Genomic DNA, 19,731 nt, shown 5'->3' on the forward strand with positions numbered 1-19,731 from the left:
CTGACGCCCGAAGGCTTCGGGCCGGGCGCCGAACAGGGCATCATGGTGGGATTCGACCTTCGGAACGGACAGACATGACGACTCTTCAGACGGTCTTCGCCAAGGCGAAGGCGGACAACCGGGCCGCGCTCGTCGGCTACCTGCCCGCGGGCTTCCCGTCGAAAGACGGTGCCGTCGCCGCCGCCGCGGCCCTGGTGGAGGCCGGCTGCGACGTCATCGAGATCGGCCTGCCCTACTCCGACCCGCTCATGGACGGGCCGACCATCCAGGACGCGGTGCACCGCTCGCTCGTCAACGGCACCCGCATCGCCGACGTCATGCGCACCGTCGAAGGCGTGGCCGCCACCGGCGCCGCGACGCTCGTCATGACCTACTGGAACCCGATCGACAAATACGGCGCCGACCGGTTCGCCCGCGACCTCGCCAACGCCGGCGGCGTCGGCACCATCACGCCCGACCTGACGCCCGAGGAGTCCGAGCCATGGCGCGCGGCCTCCGCGGCGGCCGGCATCGACACGGTGTTCCTGGTCGCGCCCAGCTCCACCGAGCAGCGCATCAAGGCCGTCGTCGACTGCTGCACCGGGTTCGTCTACGCCGCCTCGCTCATGGGCGTCACGGGCGCCAGGGAGACCGTCAACGTCGCCGCCAAGGGCCTGGTCGAGCGCACCCGCGCCCACACCGACCTGCCCGTGTGCGTCGGCCTCGGCGTCGGCACCGGCGCCCAGGCGGCCGAGGTGGCCGGCTACGCCGACGGCGTGATCGTGGGCTCGGCCTTCATCCGCCGCATCCTCGACGCCCCCGACGAGGCGGCCGGCCGCGAGTCGATCGCCACCCTGGCCCGCGACATGGCGAAGGGCGTCCGCCGCTGACGCTTCGGCGCGCCCTGTACGGGGCCGCGCCGGGCCGATCGCTCTCGCCACTCGGTTCGGAGCCGTGCGGGTGACCTGCTCGGGCGCCTGCTCTGGAGCTGTGTTGCAGGTGACCTGCTCCTCCATGGAGCTGTGCGTGGGTGGCCTGCTCCGCCACCTGCGCCGGCGCGCGTACCAGTGGCTTGACACGCCGCATCGGACGTGCGGCCACGGCCGCCACCTCGCGCGTGGTGACGCCCCGCGCGCCTGGCCGCCATCCGGCGGGTGGTCGACAGGGCCGGCCCTGTCCTCGCCCTAGGAGCGTGCGTTGCGCCCGCGTTCCTAGTGTTCCGGACAGGGGATTGATCTTTGCCCGGTTGAGGGTGGGTTGCGGCGAACCTCCCAGTTCAACGGCGGGATACGCGCTTAGCTGACGCTTATCCCGGACGTGATCGGATGGTCGCGGGTACTGTGCGCATTCCGGCGCAGAGAAAGAGGAGAACACTAGTGGCCGCGTCACAATCGTCACTGATGGCGAGAACGGCGATACCCTGGGTGACGACCGTCGCCCGGCTGGTTCTGGGCGGGGTGCTGATCGCGGCGGGCGCGCTCAAGATCGGCAACCCGGCCGACTCCGTGGTTGCGGTCAAGGCGTACCAGCTGCTGCCGGAATCGATCGCCGTCGCGGTGGGCTACGCACTGCCCATCCTGGAGATCGTGGTCGGCGTGCTGCTGGTCGTCGGTCTGCTGACCAGGGCGGCCGCGGTGATCGCCGCACTGCTCATGTTCGCGTTCGTCTTCGGCATCGCCTGGGCGTGGGCGAACGGCCTGCGGATCGACTGCGGCTGCTTCGGTGGCGGCGGCCAGCTGGGTGCCGGACAGGAGCCGACCTACCTGCTCGACATCCTGCGCGACTTCGGCCTCGTGCTGCTCGGCGCGTGGGCCGTGCGCTTCCCGCCGGGCCGTTTCGCGCTCGACGGAGCTCTCGGTCTCGGGGGCGACAATGGTGTTGATGAGGGGGAGGACGAAGGATGAGCAAGGGCGAGCGCACCAAGACCAAGTCACAGTCCGCGCGCGACAAGATCAAGGCGCAGCAGGCCGCCCAGCGGGCCCGCGACAAGCGCCGCCGCATCGTGACGTACACCACCGCGGGCGTGGTCGCAGTGGCCGCCGTCGGCCTCGGCTGGTGGTACGCCGCGAGCACCTCGCGCTCCGAGGAGGCCCTCGGCGCCCTCGCGCCGATCACCGTGCAGTCCGACGGCACCGCGGTGATGGCCCAGAACGGCGTCACAGGACCGGTCGTCGACATCTACGAGGACTTCCAGTGTCCGGCCTGCAAGGAGCTCGAACGCGTCAGCGGCCAGACCTTCAAGAACCTCGCCGCCGAGGGCAAGGCCAAGGTCGTCTATCACCCGATCACGATCTTCTCGCAGGACCCGACGCGGGCCAACTCCGTACGCGCGGGCAGCGCGTCCCGCTGCGTCGCCGACGGCAAGCAGTGGATGGCCTTCCACGACCTGCTCTTCGAGAACCAGCCGCCGGAGACCGAGGAGGGCTTCCTGCCCGACCAGCTCAAGCAGTGGGGCAAGGACGCCGGCGTCGACACGCCCGGCTTCGACCAGTGCGTGACCAGCAACAAGAACGCCGACGCGCAGCTGGCGTACAGCAAGAAGGTCACCGAAGAGCAGAAGCTCGATCACACGCCGACAGTGAAATTGAACGGAACAGAAATAGACAATCAGGTACTGTTCAGCCCGTCGCAGCTGCGTGATGAGATTACCGAGGCGGCCAAATAGGCCCGCTTCCGCTACCCTCGCTTGACATGCCCCTAGCCTCGATTCCCAGCCCTTCAGAAGGGGTCTGGTATCTCGGAATCATCCCGATCCGGGCTTATGCGCTATGCATCGTGCTCGGCGTCATCGTCGCCGTCTGGCTGAGCGAGCGCCGCTGGCGCGCCCGCGGCGGCCAGGCGGGGACGATCGTGGACATCGCGGTTCCCGCGGTCATCTTCGGCCTGATCGGTGGCCGGCTCTACCACGTCATCACCGACTGGCAGACCTATTTCGGCAGCCGCGCCGTCAAGGAGCCCTACCAGGCCCTGTTCATCTGGGAGGGCGGCCTCGGCATCTGGGGCGCCGTCGCGCTGGGCGCGGTCGGTGTCTGGCTGGCCGTGCGCAAGCGCGGCCTGTCCATGAGCGCCGTCGCCGACACCGTCGCGCCCGGCATCGCCTTCGCGCAGGCCATCGGCCGCTGGGGCAACTGGTTCAACCAGGAGCTCTACGGCTCGCCGACCACGCTGCCGTGGGGGCTGGAGATCGACATCGCCCACGGCGGCGAGCCCGGTGTCCTCTACCACCCGACCTTCCTGTACGAGTCGCTGTGGAACGTCGCGGTGGGCTTCGTGCTCATCTACGCCGGCCGCCGCTTCGGGCTGCGCCACGGCCGGCTGTTCGCCCTCTACGTCGCCTGCTACACGCTCGGCCGCTTCTGGATCGAGGGGCTGCGCATCGACCCGGTGGGCGGGGTCGATCACGCGGTCCACTTCCTGGGGCTGCGCATCAACCAGTGGACCTCGATCGTGCTGTTCGTGCTCGCGCTGGTCTACTTCTTCGCCACCCGTAACAAGACGGGCGAGGAGGTCGTGGCGTTGCCCGAGTCCGGCCCCGACGACGAGCCCGACCCGGCTCACGGTCCCGGCCAGGCCGACCCCGGCACGGGCGAGTCCTCGTCCACGACCGCCGAAGGCTCGTCCGGCGAGCCACCGTCCGGAGCCTCCTCGGCCGCTGACGCTGACGGCGACGAACCGACCGGCACCGACAAGCCGAGCGCCGAAGCCTCCGCCTCCGACGCGTCGGGCTCTGACGCCTCCGCCGCTGACACGTCCGTTTCCGATGCTCCTGGCTCTGACGCCGCCGGTCCCGTCTCCTCCGCCTCTGGCGCCTCCGCCCCGGCCGGCGCTGACCCGGCCGCGTCCGGGTCGTCGGCGCAGGGCGACGATGTCGTTTCTGCGGCGGCCCAAAAGGAGGGCGAGCAGGCGGGGCCCGTGGAGGCCGAGACCGTGACGAAGGAGAAGAACTCCCGATGAGCGATCGCGCGGAGGTCCACCACCACCATCGCGACGTCACCGGAGGCTGGCTACGGCCCTCGGTGTTCGGCGCGATGGACGGCCTGGTGTCGAACTTCGCGCTCATCGCAGGTGTGGCCGGCGGCAGCACCAACCCCAGGGTGGTCGCGCTCGGCGGCGTCGCCGGGCTGGCCGCCGGAGCCCTGTCCATGGCGGGCGGCGAATACGTCTCCGTCGCCAGCCAGCGCGAGCTGGCCCAGGCCGAGATCGCCGTCGAGCGGCGCGAGCTGGCCCACCACCCCGAGGACGAGCAGGCCGAGCTGGCCCAGACCTTCGTCGACAAGGGCGTGACGCCCGCCCTGGCCGCCGAGGTCGCCCGCCAGATCTCCCGCAACCCCGAACGCGCGCTCGAGGTGCACTCCCGTAACGAGCTCGGCGTGGTGCCGGGCGAGCTGCCGTCGCCGGTGGTGGCCGCCGTCTCGTCGTTCGTGTCGTTCGCGGTGGGGGCGGCGCTGCCGCTGCTGCCGTACCTGTTCGGGGCGCGCGAGCTGGCGATCTCCGCTGTGGTGTCCTGCTGCGCGCTGTTCGCCGCAGGGGCGCTGGTGTCGGCGGTGACCGCCCGCAGCTGGTGGTACTCCGGGCTGCGGCAACTCCTGGTGGGGGCGGTGGCGGCAGCGGTCACCTTCGCCCTCGGCAACGTCATCGGGGCGGCGGGGCTGTGATGGCCCGCCGACGCGCCAACCCTGGTTCCGGCCGCTCCGGCGGCGACGGCACCGGCCACGGCCGCAACCGCCCCAACTCCCGCCGCCCTGCCGCTGACTCCGGCCCAGAGCCCGGCGCCGGCTCCGAGTTCGGCTCTGGTTCCGAGTTCGGCTCTGGTTCCGAGTTCGGGTCAGGATCCGCGTTCGGGTCAGGTTCTGGGTTCGGGTCCGAGCCCACGCCGGGGTTCGGGCCGGGAGCCGGGCAGGGGTCCGTCGAAGGCGTCTGGCCCGGCGCAGGCGTTCCCGCCGACGGCCGGGACGGTGGCACCGGCGGCTTCGGTGGCTATGGCGTCGGTACGGACTACGTCGCTGGTGCGGGCGCCGGCCAGGGAGCTGCTTACGGCGGCTCCGGGACGGGCGACGGCCACGGTGCTGAGACACGAGGCAGGCGCAGCGCTGGAAGGCGCGGCAGTCGTGGCGCTCAAATGGACGGCGGTCGCGGTGCTGAGGCACGCGGCGGCGCTGCTTGGACGGGCGCCGGCGGTGTTGGGACGGGTGCCGGCGGCATTGGGACGGGCGCCGGCGGCGTAGGGACCGGTGCCGGCGGCGCTCGGACCGGTGCCGGCGATGTCGGCCCTGGTGTTTGGCGGGATGCCGGCACGGAGAGCGGTCAGCGCAGCGACGGGTGGCAGGCCTTCGGCGACAGCCGGGGGCGGGGCCGTGGCCGTGGCCGTGGCAGGCGTGCCGCCGAAAACGCCCAGCCTTTGAGCGATCCCCAGCCCACCGGTGACGGCCGATCGGGAACCGGCGGCCGGCCCGCCGACGACGGCCGGTCCAGTACAGGCGGTTGGCCTGCGAGCGACGGCACCTCAGGTACGGGCGGTTGGCCTGCGGCCGACGGTTCTTCGGGTACTGGTGGTTGGCCCGCGGGTGACGGTGGTTCGCGCGCTGGTGGTCGGTCTGCTGGTGGTGGCCGTTCTGGCGTGGGTGGCCGGTCTGCGGGTGGAGGCCGCTCGGACACTGGTGGTTGGCCCGCGGGTGACGGTGGTTCGGGTACTGGTGGTTGGGCTGCCGATGGTGGCCGCTCTAGTTCGGGCGGTCGGTCTGCTGGGGGTGGCCGCTCTGGTGTGGGTGGTCGGTCTGCTGGTGATGGCCGTTCGGGCACGGGTGGTTGGGCTGCGGGCGATGGCGGCTCAGGCACGGGTGGTTGGGCCGCTGGTGGTGGCCGCTCCAATGCGGGTGGTCGATCTGCTGGTGATGGTGGTTCGGGTGACACCGGTGGTTGGTCTGCTGCTGATACAGGGGCCGGCACTGGCGGGTGGCGGGCCGCTGATGTGGGGTCTGTGAGTGACGGTCGGTCGGGTACCGGTGGTTGGGCCGCAGCTGACGGGCGGTCGGGCACTGGCGGGTGGCCGGCTGGTGATGTCGGGTCGGCGGGGGATGGTCGGTCCGCGCCGGATGGCTGGTTCGTTGATGACGGGCGGGCTGGGGATGGTCGTGCCGCTGGTGAGGGGGTTGCGGAGGCGGGGGCTGAGGGTGGCAGGAGGTCGCGTTCGGGGGGTCGGCGGGCGCGTCGCCATGGGCAGTCTGCTGCGGGCGGCACTGATGCCGCTGGGTGGCCGGTGGCGGGGGCGGGCACGCCTAGCGATGCGTGGTCGGCTGCTGGGACGGATCCCGGTAGGCATGGGGGCGGCGCTCGAAGCGGTGGCTGGGAGGCGGCCGAGAGCGGCAGGAAGGCGGCGTCCCGTGAGGAGAGCGGTCAGGCGGTAGCGGGGGCGGATGACATCTGGGGCTCGGCCCTCGAGGGCCGGTCCGAGGGCCGGTCCGAGGGCCGGTCCGAGGGCCGATCCCAGGGTGAGACGTCCAGGCGTTCTTGGGGTGGTCGTGGGCGCAGGGCTGCTCGCCGGGCCGAGCAGTCCGCGGCGTCGGCCAGCGGGGAATGGTCGGCGACCGGGCCGGATGTGGACGGGCGTGCTGCGTCCGGCCGTGGGCGGCGAGCGGCCGCGGATGAGGGCGGCCGGTCTGCGGGTGGTGGTTCGTCGGTGCCCGGGCCGGAGGACGGCAGGCGTGCCGCTGCTGGTCGAGGACGCCGGCATGCGAACGCGAACAGCGGTGCCCCATCGGCGGCGGTCAGCGAAGGCCGGGGTCGGGCTGGTGCCGAAGGCGACCCCCTTGGTGGGGCTGGTGCCGGGAGTGACTCTTTTGGTCGGATTGGTGCCGGGAGCGACCCCGATGGTCGGGCTGGCGCTGGGAGCGACCCTCTTGGGTGGGCCGCCGGTGGGAGCGACTCCGTTGGTCGGGCTGGTGCTGCGAGCGATGCCGCTGGTGCTGATGGTGATGGTCGGGCTGGGGTCGACGGTGGTCGGGGGCGGGGTGCTGCCAAGGAAGGTCGCGGTCGGGGAGCTGCTAAGGGGCGGCGGGCGGCTGCTGCCGGTGAGGCGCCCGCTGATGGGGATGAGGACTTCTGGGGTGGGTCCGGCGCTGCGGATGATGAGGGTGGGCAGCGGCGGAGGCTGGGGTTCCGTGGCCGCGGGAAGGGTGATGGCGGGCGCGCCAAGGATGAGGTGGACTCCGGTTCGCGGGTGCGCGGTGGCCAGGATGACGAGAGTGGACTTGGGTTGCCGCTGGAGGGGCTGTCCCGGGGTGGTAGGCGGGGGCGCGTTGCCGCGGCTGGGAGTGCGGCGGGTGGCGGCGAGGCTTCGGAGGGCGTAGCCCGTGGTGAGGATGAGGGGAAGGGGCGGAAGCGGCGGCGGACGCCGCGTTCCGACTGGCAGTTCCCCGTCCTCACCGACATGGGCATGCGGCCTGAGCGGCAGCGGCTGCTGGTGATCATCTCCACGGTGGTCGCCGTTATCGTGGCGGGGGTCGGGTTCGTGACGGTGGTCAGGTCGCTGGGGACGTACACGCCGGAGAGGCAGGCCACCGCGGCCGTGCTCGCACCGGACGCGGTGCTGCCCAAGGTCTTCCACGGCTGGGACTCGCCCAAGCTGTTCGACCCCGTCGCCGAGCGTACGAAGGACGGGAAGGCGCTGACGGAGAAGGAGGTGTTCAGCCAGAAGGAGCTGACCGTCTCCAAGAAGCTCAAGCTGAAGCTCGCCGCCAAGAAGCTCGACCGCGACTGCTCGCAGGCGTTGCAGGGCGCGGAACTCATCGAGCTGGCTACCGAAGCGGGCTGTACGCAGACCGCCCGCGGCCTCTACCTCAGCTCCGACGGCCGCTACGTGGGCCAGTACACGCTGCTCAACCTCAAGGACGCCCAGTCGGCGGGCGACCTCGTGGAGCAGCTGAAGGTGCTCTACCGGGGCGGCTGGGTGCAGCCCCTGACCTCCGGCAAGGCCGCCTTCCCGCCCGGCGGCTACTCCGAGGCGGGCGGCTACGCGCTCGGCCACTATGTCGGCCTGGTGTGGCTGGGCCGGGTGGACGGCGCCGAGCCCACCCCCAAGGACGACTACGTCTCGCTGACCCTCGCCCTGCGCGGGGCCGAGAAGGCGGTCTACCGTCGTGTCGTGTCGATCACGGGGCCGTCGTCCTGATGTCCCGGCGCGTGTTCCTGTCGCTGATGGCCGCTGTGCTGGTCGTGGCCGTCGCCGTGGGCGGATGGATGTGGCTGGGCAGGGAGACGCCCCGGCCGTCCGCCCTGCGTACCGAAGCGACCTCCGCCTTCTACGCGGCCATCGACAGCCGCCAGAACGACGCCATCCCGCTCACCGCCGACGAGGTCTTCCCCTCCTCCGCCGCGGCCCTGGGCACCCTGCGCCGGGTCGCGGCCGACGTGTTCACCGACTGCTCCGAGCTCCTCTCGGGCACCACGGCCGAGGGGTGCACGCAGGCGTTGCGGGCGACGTACCAGGGCGGGTCGGTGGCGGGCCAGTTCGTCATCTTCAACCTGGGCGACGGGCAGGCGGCCGACGCGCTGATGACGGAGCTGCGCAAGGACGCGTTCGTACGGCAGGACATCCCCTTCGAGGTCGCCGGCAGCAGTGCCCAGGTCCGTGCGATGGGGCATTACGTGACGGTGAGCTGGGTGGGCGGGAAGGCGTCCGCGCAGGACCTGGTCACCGCCCTCATCGCCCTGGATGGATTGGGACGGGTGGTCCAGAGCCGCATCGTGGCGGCGACGTAGGACCTGCCGGCTTCCGCCCGCACGCGCGGCTCGGGTCCGCCTGCCCGCTGCGCAATGGGCGATGGACGGGCCAGGCGGAAATGAGGCGGTGTGGGTGTGCCGCGCGATGAGGGCAGGGCAGGGCATGGCCGGTGCCGCACCGGGCGGACGGCGCTGGATGCTCAGGCCGGGGTGGCGGAGTGCTCGTCTGCTGCGTGACGGGTGCCGGGCCAGCAGCGGGGTGTCGGCGTAGCTCCGACGTGTGCCGGGCCAGCTCCGACGTGTGCCGGGCCAGACCCGGCGGGTGCCCGGCCGGGCGCGATGGGTGCCGGGTTGCTCGGGGCGGGCGTGGTGGGTGCGTCCCTTAGGGCAGGCTTGATCGCAGGTTGAGCTGTGGGTGTCCCCATGCGTGGAGTTCGGGCGGGCGGGTCAGGTTGTGGTGGTGAGGGCGGTGACCGTGGTGGTGACGGCCGATGGCAGCGCGGAGAGGTGGTGCAGCGGGGTTTCGAGGGGGGTCAGGGCGTCGGACCAGTCGGCGGCCTCGCGGATCAGGGCGCGGGCTTCGTTCTTGGTGAGGGTGGTGCCCTGGGCGCGGGCGACGGCGATCAGAGCCTCGCGCCACGTGTTCGCGATCTTGGCGTGTCCGTTGTCGAGGATCCTGCGCAGCACCGCCTCGGCCTCGGCGGTGGGCTGGGGGCGGCGTACGGCGTCGTAGGCGGTCTCGCTCGCGTCGCGGACGTCGTACACGGTGGTGAGGACTTCCGGCAGGGGCGGCAGAGCCGCGCCTATGACGCGGACGTGAGCGGCACGGGTGGCCAGCAGCAGGCGCGGGATCGCGGCCTCCAGGCCGGGTGGCACGGAGACGGCCACCCGGGTCGGCGCGGTGGCGTGGGGCCTGGCCAGCCAGGTCGAGAGCCTGACACGGGGCTGGATGAGGTCCTTCGGCCACTCGCCGACCAGCAGGTCGGGCTCGAAGCCGGCGAGTGACTCGGCCGGCGCCACCGACGGGCCCGCGCTCTCGATCGACTGCGGGCCCTGCGTGTAGATGGCGGTGGACTGGCGGGACAGCCGCGACTGCACGGCGGGGCGGGTCTTGCTGGTGGGGCGCAGGAGGTAGAGGTCGGCGGCCGAGCCGATGGCCTCCGCGCCGAAGTAGCGGTTGAAGTCGGGGTAAACCGCCTCGTAGGCGAGGTTGAGCTCGGTCAGCTCCTGCTGGACCTTGAACGCCAGCATCGGGGTGCGCTCGCTCGCCCCGTACGCCAGCAACACCCGCCCCTCGTCCCGCAGTCCCTCCACCGCGCACGCCACGAACAGGCCGATGCCCTCCGGCGTGTACGGCGGGTCGGTGAGCGCCAGGTCGTGGTCACGAGCCGAGGCGGGCAGGCCGAGCCGGAGGTCGGCCCAGCGCGTACGGACGCCGAGGCGCTGCTCGTCGATGTAGGCCAGGATGCGCTCGTCCACGTCGACCACCGTCACGTCCGTCTCCGGATGCACCAGCTTGACGGCCAGCGAGGTCAGGTCATGGTCGCCCACGCACAGCAGCCGGGTGCCGGGCAGCCAGAAGCGGGCCCCTAGCAGCAGCGCGCGCCGCAGCACGGTCTCGGGCGTGGCGGAGACGTGGTCGAGGACGTGGCGGGCGCGCGGCGCCTTGGCCACGAGGTCGGTGAGGCGGTCGAGCACGTGGACGTAGTGGGGGACGAGATGCGCCACCGGGTCCTCCGGGGGCGGCGCCACGGCGATGAGGTCCTGGTAGGCGGGCGTGTCGATGGGAGGGACGCGCATCCGGTCGCCGTCGTGCTCCAGCGTGAGCTCGCGGAGCAGGGCCTCGATGGTACGCCGCGACGTCGCGGTCTCCCTCACCAGGGCCGCCAGCGTCCACCACTGGCCGTCGCACAGCAGGGCCAGGGCGTGCCGCAGCCGCCTGCTGTCGGCCCTGGCCTCGGTGAGCAGCCGTTCCACCCCGTCACGCTCCATGACCGAACCCTATCGGTGCACCACCCCCAAGATCCCGCCCACCGCCGCCCGCCGGGTCGGAGATGGGCCGGTGAACGGGGCCGCGAGGGCTGGGCGCAAAGCGGCCCCCACAGGAAGGCCCCCGGCAGGGCGGCCCCCACAGGGGCCCGCGCTGCACGTGCGCCGCAGCGGCGACTGCGGCGCTGCTGAGGCGTGGGTGATCGGTGGCCCCCAAAGGCGGCCACCGGTGGCACGCGCGCCATACCTGTGACGGTGGTGCGCGTGGGGCGTGGGGTGGTGGGGGCCTTCCGCAGGGCGGCCACCGGTGGCAGGTGTGTCCTCGCCTGTGACGGTGGTGCCGGTGGGGCGTGGGTGGCCGGTGATGAGGTTTCGGGCTTGGGTAAGGCTGGGGCCGGAAGTGGGGGCGAAGGGACCCGTGGGGGGTTTGGGGCGCTGGGTGGGGGAGGGGGATGGGCGGGTGGGTAAGGGAAGTCGATTCGGGTGGCGGAAAACCGTGGGCTGAGCGGGAATTTCGCGGGCGGTGTCCGGGGTTTGGGATAGCGAGTTCGGATGTCGGGACGGCTCCCAAGGTTCGCAATGCGGACGCGGCGGGCACCATTCCGGCAGGGTGAGGTAACCTCTACCCACGATATGCAGCAGGGCCAACGTCGTCCCTCGCCTGTGCAGGAGTTTCAGACAGACGAAGACGACGGGAGGGATTCAATGCCTGCTGCCCACCTCGGGTTCCCCGAGCCTCAGGGTCTTTACCACCCCGCCAACGAGCACGACGCCTGCGGTGTCGCCATGGTCGCCGACGTCGCCGGTCGGCGTGATCACGGCATTGTGGTCAAGGCGCTGACGGCGCTGTGCAATCTCGATCACCGGGGGGCCAAGGGTAGCGAGCCGGACACCGGCGACGGAGCCGGGATCCTGACGCAGATCCCCGATGAGTTCTACCGGGCGAGCGTGCCGTTCACGCTGCCCGCGGCCGGTTCGTACGCGACCGGCATCGGCTTCCTGCCGTTCGACTCCGAGGCCAGGGCGGTCGCCGTCCGCCTGATCGAGGAGATCGCGGCCGAGGAGGGCCTGAGCGTGCTCGGCTGGCGTGAGCTGCCGGTCGACCGCGACCTGCCCGGCCCGAGCGCGCGGGCGGTGATGCCGCACTTCGCCCAGCTGTTCGTCGCCGGCCAGGACGGCCGTGCCGGGCTCGAGCTCGACCGGCTGGCGTTCTGCCTGCGCAAGCGGGCCGAGCACGAGGCCGACGTCTACTTCCCCTCGCTGTCCTCGCGGACGATCGTCTACAAGGGCATGCTGACGCCCGACCAGGTCGAGCCGTTCTTCCCCGACCTGAGCGACGAGCGTTACGCGACGGCGATCGCGCTGGTCCACTCGCGGTTCTCCACCAACACGTTCCCGAGCTGGCCGCTGGCCCACCCCTACCGCTACATCGCCCACAACGGCGAGATCAACACGGTCAAGGGCAACCGCAACTGGATGCGGGCGCGCGAGGCGATGCTCGCCTCCGCCCACATTCCGGGCGATATTTCGCGACTTTTCCCCATCTGCGACCCGGATGGCAGCGACACCGCCAGCTTCGACGAGGCACTCGAGCTGCTCCACATGGGCGGCCGCAGCCTGCCCCACGCCGTGCTCATGATGATCCCGGAGGCGTGGGAGAACCACACGGAGATGGACCCGGCGCGGCGGGCGTTCTACGAGTTCCACTCCACGATGATGGAGGCCTGGGACGGCCCCGCCTCGATCACCTTCACCGACGGCACCGTCGCCGGCGCCGTGCTCGACCGCAACGGCCTGCGTCCAGGACGCTTCTGGGTGACCGCCGACGGCCTGGTCGTGCTGGCCTCCGAGGCCGGCGTGCTGGACATCGCGCCGGAGGACGTCGTCCGCAAGGGCCGTCTGCAGCCGGGCCGGATGTTCCTCATCGACACCGCCCGCGGCAAGATCATCGAGGACGACGAGATCAAGGCCGAGCTCGCCGCCGAGCTCCCCTACGCAGACTGGCTGCACGCCGGGCTCGTCCGCTTCGAGGAGCTGCCCGCCCGCCAGCGCGAGATCCCCACCCACGAGGCGCTCGTCAAGCGGCAGCAGACCTTCGGCTACACCGAGGAAGAGCTGCGCATCATCCTGTCGCCGATGGCGCGCACCGGCCAGGAGCCGATCGGCTCCATGGGCACCGACACGCCCGTGGCCGTGCTGAGCGAGAAGCCGCGGCTGCTGTTCGACTACTTCACCCAGCTGTTCGCGCAGGTCACCAACCCGCCGCTGGACGCCATCAGGGAAGAGCTGGTCACCTCGCTGGCCAGCACGCTCGGGCCCGAGGGCAACCTGCTCGACCCGGGGCCCAGCTCCTGCAGGCAGCTCGTGCTGCCGTACCCGGTGATCGACAACGACGAGCTCGCCAAGATCATCCACATCAACGACGAGCACGACCTGCCGGGCTTCCACCCCTACGTGATCAGCGGCCTGTACGACGTCGCCGGCGGCGGCGAGGCCCTGCTGCGGCGGCTGGAGGAGATCAGGGCCGAGGCGTCCAGGGCGATCGCCGACGGCGCCCGCATCATCGTGCTGAGCGACCGCGGCTCCTCCGAGGAGCGGGCGCCGATCCCGTCGCTGCTGCTGACGGGCGCGGTGCACCACCACCTCATCCAGGAGAAGACCCGCACCAAGATCGGCCTGGTCATCGAGACCGGCGAGGCCCGCGAGTGCCACCACATGGCGCTGCTCATCGGCTACGGCGCCGCCGCGATCAACCCCTACCTGGCGATCGAGACCATCGAGGACCTCGTCGACAGCGGGGCGCTTCAGGCCGACAAGCACAAGGCCGTGCGCAACCTCATCAAGGCGTACGGCAAGGGCGTCATCAAGGTCATGTCCAAGATGGGCGTCTCCACGGTGGCCTCCTACACCGGCTCGCAGATCTTCGAGGCGCTCGGCCTGAGCCAGGAGGTCATCGACTCCTGCTTCGCCGGCACCACCTCCCGCCTCGGCGGCGTCGGCTTCGACGTGCTGGCCGAGGAGGTCGCGCAGCGCCACCGCCACGCCTACCCGCGGGTGGAGAACCCGCACCGCAAGCTCCAGGTCGGCGGCGAATACCAGTGGCGGCGCGAGGGCGAGCCGCACCTGTTCAACCCCGAGACCGTCTTCAAGCTGCAACACGCCACCAGGACCCGCCGCTACGAGATCTTCAAGGAGTACACGAACCTCGTGGACTCCCAGGCGGAGCGGCTGATGACCCTGCGCGGCCTGTTCAAGCTGCGCAAGGGCACGCCGATCCCCATCGAGGAGGTCGAGCCGGTCGAGAGCATCGTCAAGCGGTTCTCCACCGGCGCGATGTCGTACGGCTCCATCTCCATGGAGGCGCACGAGACGCTCGCCATCGCGATGAACAGGCTCGGCGGCAAGTCCAACACCGGCGAGGGCGGCGAGGACCCCGAGCGCCTGTACGACCCGGCCCGCAGGTCGGCGATCAAGCAGGTGGCGTCGGGCCGGTTCGGCGTCACCTCCGAATACCTGGTCAACGCCGACGACCTGCAGATCAAGATGGCGCAGGGCGCCAAGCCAGGCGAGGGCGGCCAGCTGCCCGGCCACAAGGTCTACCCGTGGATCGCGAAGACCCGCCACTCCACGCCCGGCGTCGGCCTCATCTCGCCGCCGCCGCACCACGACATCTACTCCATCGAGGACCTCGCCCAGCTCATCCACGACCTGAAGAACTCCAACCCGCGTTCCAGGGTCCACGTGAAGCTGGTCGCCGAGGTCGGGGTCGGCACGGTCGCGGCCGGTGTGTCGAAGGCGCACGCCGACGTGGTGCTCATCTCCGGCCACGACGGCGGCACCGGCGCCTCGCCGCTGACCTCGCTCAAGCACGCGGGCGCGCCGTGGGAGCTCGGCCTGGCCGAGACCCAGCAGACGCTGCTGCTCAACGACCTGCGCGACCGCATCGTGGTGCAGGTGGACGGCCAGCTCAAGACGGGCCGCGACGTCGTCATCGCCGCGCTGCTCGGCGCGGAGGAGTACGGCTTCGCCACCGCCCCGCTGGTCGTCTCCGGCTGCGTCATGATGCGGGTCTGCCACCTCGACACCTGCCCGGTGGGCGTCGCCACGCAGAACCCCGAGCTGCGCAAGCGCTTCACCGGCAAGCCGGAGTTCGTGGTCAACTTCTTCGAGTTCATCGCGGAGGAGATCCGCGAATACCTCGCCGAGCTGGGCTTCCGCTCGCTCGACGAGGCGATCGGGCACGTCGAGTTGCTCGACACGACGGCGGCCGAGGAGCACTGGAAGGCCAGTGGCCTCGACCTGTCGCCGATCCTGCACCGGCCCGAGCTGCCCGCCGGCACCGCGCTGCGCCGGCTCGTCGAGCAGGACCACGGGCTGGAGCACGCGCTCGACAACACGCTCATCCAGCTCGCCGAGGGCGCCATCGACGACGGCACCCCGGTGACGCTCGAGCTGCCCATCCGCAACGTCAACCGCACGGTCGGCACCATGCTCGGCTACCAGGTGACCAAGCGGCACGGCGGCAAGGGGCTGCCCGACAACACCATCGACATCTCCTTCACCGGCTCGGCGGGCAACTCGTTCGGCGCGTTCGTGCCGCGCGGGGTCACGCTGCGGCTGACCGGCGACGCCAACGACTACGTCGGCAAGGGCCTGTCGGGCGGGCGCATCACGGTGCGGCCGCACGACGAGGCGCCGCTCGACGGCCACATCATCGCCGGCAACGTCGCCCTCTACGGCGCCACCTCCGGCGAGGTGTTCATCCGCGGCGTCGTGGGCGAGCGGTTCTGCGTGCGCAACTCGGGCGCGACGGCGGTCGTCGAGGGCGTGGGTGACCACGGCTGCGAGTACATGACCGGCGGCAAGGCCGTGGTGCTCGGCCCGACCGGGCGCAACTTCGCGGCCGGCATGTCGGGCGGCATCGCGTACCTGCTGGATCTCAAGCCCGAGCGGGTCAACCGCGAGATGGTCGCCATCGAGGCGCTCACCGAGGAGGACGCCGAGTTCCTCAAGGAGACCGTCGAGAAGCATTTCGCGGAGACCGGTTCGCCGGTCGCCAAGCAGCTGCTGGCCGACTGGGACGCGGCGCTGGCCAGGTTCGGCAAGATCATGCCGACCGACTACAAGAGGGTGCTGGAGGCCGCCGAGGCCGCCCGCATCGAAGGCAGGGACATCGACGAGGCCGTCATGGCGGCCGCGGTTCAGGGTTAAGGGAGGCGTACCGATGGCTGACCCGAAGGGTTTTCTCACGCACGACCGGGAGCTGCCGGCGCGCCGTCCCGTGGACGTCCGCATCAGCGACTGGCGCGAGGTCTACCAGGACTTCTCCCAGGAGAAGCTGACCAAGCAGGCGGCCCGCTGCATGGACTGCGGCATCCCGTTCTGCCACAACGGCTGCCCGCTGGGCAACCTCATCCCCGAGTGGAACGACCTGGTCTACCGCACCGACTGGCAGGAGGCCATCGAGCGGCTGCACGCCACCAACAACTTCCCCGAGTTCACCGGCCGGCTCTGCCCGGCTCCGTGTGAGGCGGCGTGCGTGCTCGGCATCAACTCCGACCCGGTGGCGATCAAGCGGGTCGAGGTCGAGATCATCGACCGCGCGTTCGCCGAGGGCTGGGTGCGCCCGCAGCCGCCGGCCGTCAAGACCGGCAAGAAGGTCGCGGTCGTCGGCTCAGGACCGGCGGGCCTGGCCGCCGCCCAGCAGCTCACCAGGGCGGGGCACGACGTGGTGGTGTTCGAGCGGGCCGACCGCATCGGCGGTCTGCTGCGCTACGGCATCCCCGAGTTCAAGATGGAGAAGCGGCACATCGAGCGCCGGCTCGAGCAGATGCGGGCCGAGGGCACCGAGTTCCGCACCTCCGTCAACGTCGGCGTCGACATCACCGCCGCCGAGCTGCGCGAGCGGTTCGACGCCGTGGTGCTGTCGGGCGGCGCCACCCAGTGGCGCGACCTGCCGGTGGCCGGGCGCCGGCTCAAGGGCGTCTACCAGGCGATGGAATACCTGCCGCTGTCCAACAAGGTCCAGGAGGGCGACTTCCCCGCATCGCCCATCTCGGCCGAGGGCAAGCACGTGGTGGTGATCGGCGGCGGCGACACCGGCGCCGACTGCATCGGCACCGCGATCCGGCAGGGCGCCGCGTCCGTCACGCAGCTGGAGATCATGCCGCAGCCGCCCGCCACGCGGCCGGCCGGCCAGCCGTGGCCGACCTACCCGATGCTGTTCAAGATGGAGAGCGCCCACGAGGAGCTGGCCGAGGGCGGGGGAGCGCGCGTCTACGCGGTCTCCACCACCGAGTTCGTCGGCGACGACGACGGCAACGTGCGGGCCCTGCGCCTGGTCGAGGTCGAGGGGCCGCAGAACGGCTTCAAGCCGATCCCCGGCACCGAGCGGGAGATCCCGGCCGAGCTGGTCACGCTGTCCATGGGCTTCCTCGGGCCGGAGAAGGGCTCGCTGCTGCAGGACCTGGCCGAGGTCGCCGGTGACGGCTTCTACGACGCCAGGGGCAACGTGGCGCGCGACAAGACGTACATGTCGAAGGTCGACGGCGTCTTCGTGGCGGGCGACATGGGCCGCGGCCAGTCGCTCATCGTGTGGGCCATCGCCGAGGGGCGGGCCGCCGCCTCCGGCGTCGACCGGTTCCTGACCGGGGACACGGCGCTGCCGTACCCGATCCTGCCGACCGCGCGTCCGCTGGTCTGACCTGCTCGTCTCTTCGGAGCGCCCGCCCTCGTGGCGGGCGCTCTGCTTTTTGCACACTCTGCATGACTTGCAGAGTGTGCAAAAAATGCGTACTGTGCAAGGCATGGAGAGTCCGCAGGAGCGGCGTGAGCGCCGCCGGGCCGAGAAGCGGCAGGCCATCAGGGTGGCCGCCGTCCGCCTCGCGCTCGACCAGGGGCTCGAAGCCGCCACCGTGGAGGCGATCAGCGCGGCGGCCGACATCTCGCCGCGCACCTTCTTCAACTACTTCGCCTCCAAGGAGGAGGCGCTCGCCCCCGGCCCCATGTGGACGCCCGAGGAGTTCATCGGGCTGCTGCGGGAAAGGCCGGCGGACGAGCCCGCCTTCGAGTCGCTCAAAGTCGTGGCGCGTACGCTCGCCGCGCGGCTGCGGCCGATCATGGCCGACATGAAGCCGTTCGCCGAGCTGCGCAGGCGCCACCCCGAGCTGGCCGCCAAGGCCAGGGCCGTGGACGAGACGAAGCTGATGGAGAGCCTCTTCGGCGCCGTCAGCGGCCGTCCCGGCGTCACCAGCGCCGTGCACGCCAGGCTGCTCGTCATCGCCACCTTCGGCGCGGCCATCTCGGCCGTGCAGGAGTCGCTGGCCGGCGGCGGAGCGGTGGAGGACCTGCTCGAGGAGGCGTACACGCTGCTCGAAAACGGACTCTGACTCTCCTGAGGAAAGACAAGCGGCGACCGGGGTGGCACCCCCGATCGCCGCGGATCACTCCTGCCCTCTCGCGAAAAAGAAGCAAGGAGTCGACTCATGGTAGCGACAATCCCCCAGCGGTCCACCCCGAGACGAACACTCTGGGTCAGCATGGGGTCACTCATCATCACCCTGTTCCTGGCCGCGCTCGACCAGACCGTCGTGGCCACCGCCATGCCCACCATCGTGGGGGAGCTGCACGGGCTTGAGAGCCTGTCCTGGCTGGTCACGGCGTTCGCCCTGACCTCCGGCATCGCCACCCCGCTGTTCGGCAAGCTCAGCGACATGTACGGCCGCCGCACCCTCTACCTCGCGGCCATCGTCCTGTTCGTCATCGGCTCGGCCCTGTGCGGCGTCGCCCAGTCGATGGGCCAGCTCATCGCCTTCCGCGCCTTCCAGGGCATCGGCGCGGGCGGCCTCATGGTGCTGACCATGACCATCGCCGCCGACCTCGCCACCCCCCGCGAGCGCGCCCGCTTCCAGGGCCTGTTCGGCGGCGTCTTCGGGCTGGCCTCCATCGCGGGGCCGCTCGTCGGCGGCTACCTCACCCAGCACGTCTCCTGGCGCTGGATCTTCTACATCAACCTGCCGCTCGGCGCCGTCGCCCTGGCCGTCGCCTTCGCCGTGCTCAAGCTGCCCCGCCGCACCTCGCCGCACCGCGTCGACTGGCTCGGCGCCGCGCTCATCGCCGGGCTGCTGACCTGCCTGACCCTGCTCGCCTCCTGGGGCGGCACCGTGCACGCCTGGACCTCGCCCGTCATCATCGGGCTCGGCGCCGGCGCGGTGCTGCTGGCCCTGCTGTTCGTCCTCGCGGAACGCGCGGCGGAGGAGCCCATCCTGCCGCTGCGGCTGTTCCGCTCGGCCTCCTTCACCCTGCCCATCGTCACCGTCGTGCTCATGGCCACCGCGATGCTCGGCCTGGCGACCTTCCTGCCCATGTTCCTGCAGCTCGCGCGCGGCGCCGGGGCGGCCGACTCCGGGCTGCTGCTGCTCCCGCTCATGGGCGGCATGATCGTCGCCTCCACGTTCGGCGGGCAGCTGGTGACCAGGCTCGGCCGGTACAAGTGGCTCATCGTGGGCGGGGCCGTCTGCGCCGGGATCTCCGGGCTGCTGTTCGCCACCATGGACCTCGGCACCGGGGCGGTCGCGTCGGGGGCGTACATGGTGCTGTGCGGGCTCGGGCTTGGTGTGATGGGGCAGAACCTGCTGCTCGCCGTCCAGACCACCACGCCCGCGGCCGACCGGGGCGCGGCCACCTCGGCCGTCACGTTCGCCCGTGGCGTCGGCGGCGCGGTGGGCGTGTCGGTGCTCGGCGGCGTCTTCGCCGCCGGCCTCGCGCCGGGGCAGGCCGCGCTCACCCCCGCCGCCGTCCAGGCGCTGCCCGAGGCCGTACGGCACGCCACGCAGCTGGCCTTCGCGGACGCGATCACCGGGGTGTTCGCGTGGACCGGGCCGATCCTGCTGGCCGCCGCGGTGCTGCTGGCCTGGCTTCCCGACGTACGGCTGAGCCACCGCGACTGACACGCGCCTGAAGGGGCGAAGCGGGCTGGGGGATAGTGGTCCGCTTCGTCCACCATCAACCGAAATTTCACCACTCGGTGGCATCACTGGTTGACTG

The 19,731-nt window shown here is 71.4% G+C and carries 13 protein-coding genes; 12 read left to right on the forward strand and 1 reads right to left on the reverse strand.

Features of this window, described 5'->3' with window-relative positions:
* The first annotated feature begins 74 nt into the window (after positions 1-74).
* From trpA to AB0K18_RS02970, 8 genes are all read left to right on the forward strand, one after another.
* On the forward strand, positions 75-869 hold the full coding sequence (gene trpA, locus AB0K18_RS02935) for a tryptophan synthase subunit alpha (protein ID WP_364908884.1): 795 nt from the start codon (positions 75-77) through the stop codon (positions 867-869).
* Positions 870-1,379: 510 nt separating this feature from the next.
* Positions 1,380-1,883 carry a MauE/DoxX family redox-associated membrane protein gene (locus AB0K18_RS02940; protein ID WP_355431813.1) on the forward strand — a complete coding sequence of 168 codons (504 nt, stop codon included), beginning with the start codon at positions 1,380-1,382 and terminating at the stop codon, positions 1,881-1,883.
* A complete protein-coding gene (locus AB0K18_RS02945) occupies positions 1,880-2,644 on the forward strand; it encodes a thioredoxin domain-containing protein (RefSeq protein ID WP_364908886.1) in 765 nt (254 codons plus the stop codon). The genes AB0K18_RS02940 and AB0K18_RS02945 overlap by 4 nt, the downstream gene beginning before the upstream one ends.
* Positions 2,645-2,670: 26 nt before the next feature.
* A complete protein-coding gene (lgt, locus tag AB0K18_RS02950) occupies positions 2,671-3,933 on the forward strand; it encodes a prolipoprotein diacylglyceryl transferase (protein ID WP_364908888.1) in 1,263 nt (420 codons plus the stop codon).
* A complete protein-coding gene (locus tag AB0K18_RS02955; protein ID WP_364908890.1) occupies positions 3,930-4,634 on the forward strand; it encodes a VIT1/CCC1 transporter family protein in 705 nt (234 codons plus the stop codon). Before lgt ends, AB0K18_RS02955 begins: the two co-directional genes overlap by 4 nt.
* Before the next feature lie 909 nt (positions 4,635-5,543).
* Complete coding sequence (locus AB0K18_RS02960; protein ID WP_364908893.1) at positions 5,544-5,960, forward strand: hypothetical protein; 417 nt, start codon at positions 5,544-5,546, stop codon at positions 5,958-5,960.
* A gap of 1,445 nt (positions 5,961-7,405) precedes the next feature.
* Positions 7,406-8,146, forward strand: a complete 741-nt coding sequence (locus tag AB0K18_RS02965) for a hypothetical protein (protein ID WP_364908896.1) — start codon at positions 7,406-7,408, stop codon at positions 8,144-8,146.
* Positions 8,146-8,736, forward strand: coding sequence for a hypothetical protein (locus AB0K18_RS02970; RefSeq protein WP_364908899.1), 591 nt, complete (start codon positions 8,146-8,148; stop codon positions 8,734-8,736). The genes AB0K18_RS02965 and AB0K18_RS02970 overlap by 1 nt, the downstream gene beginning before the upstream one ends.
* 408 nt (positions 8,737-9,144) lie before the next feature.
* Here the strand turns inward: AB0K18_RS02970 and AB0K18_RS02975 are convergent, their stop codons facing one another.
* On the reverse strand, positions 9,145-10,689 hold the full coding sequence (locus tag AB0K18_RS02975; protein ID WP_364908901.1) for a bis-aminopropyl spermidine synthase family protein: 1,545 nt from the start codon (positions 10,687-10,689) through the stop codon (positions 9,145-9,147).
* Between the two features lie 702 nt (positions 10,690-11,391).
* Here AB0K18_RS02975 and gltB point away from each other — a divergent pair.
* The 4 genes from gltB to AB0K18_RS02995 all read left to right on the forward strand — a co-directional run bounded on the left by gltB (position 11,392) and on the right by AB0K18_RS02995 (position 19,634).
* The gene (gene gltB, locus AB0K18_RS02980) at positions 11,392-15,897 is read left to right on the forward strand and encodes a glutamate synthase large subunit (RefSeq protein ID WP_364908904.1); all 4,506 of its coding nucleotides are present in this window, start codon (positions 11,392-11,394) and stop codon (positions 15,895-15,897) included.
* 13 nt (positions 15,898-15,910) lie between these two features.
* A complete protein-coding gene (locus AB0K18_RS02985) occupies positions 15,911-17,389 on the forward strand; it encodes a glutamate synthase subunit beta (protein WP_364908906.1) in 1,479 nt (492 codons plus the stop codon).
* 103 nt (positions 17,390-17,492) lie between these two features.
* Positions 17,493-18,074 carry a helix-turn-helix domain-containing protein gene (locus AB0K18_RS02990; RefSeq protein WP_364908909.1) on the forward strand — a complete coding sequence of 194 codons (582 nt, stop codon included), beginning with the start codon at positions 17,493-17,495 and terminating at the stop codon, positions 18,072-18,074.
* Positions 18,075-18,224: 150 nt separating this feature from the next.
* A complete protein-coding gene (locus AB0K18_RS02995) occupies positions 18,225-19,634 on the forward strand; it encodes an MDR family MFS transporter (RefSeq protein ID WP_364908911.1) in 1,410 nt (469 codons plus the stop codon).
* The last annotated feature ends 97 nt before the right edge of the window (positions 19,635-19,731 follow it).

This window comes from Nonomuraea sp. NPDC049421 (assembly GCF_040677005.1).
Classification (GTDB): domain Bacteria; phylum Actinomycetota; class Actinomycetes; order Streptosporangiales; family Streptosporangiaceae; genus Nonomuraea; species Nonomuraea salmonea.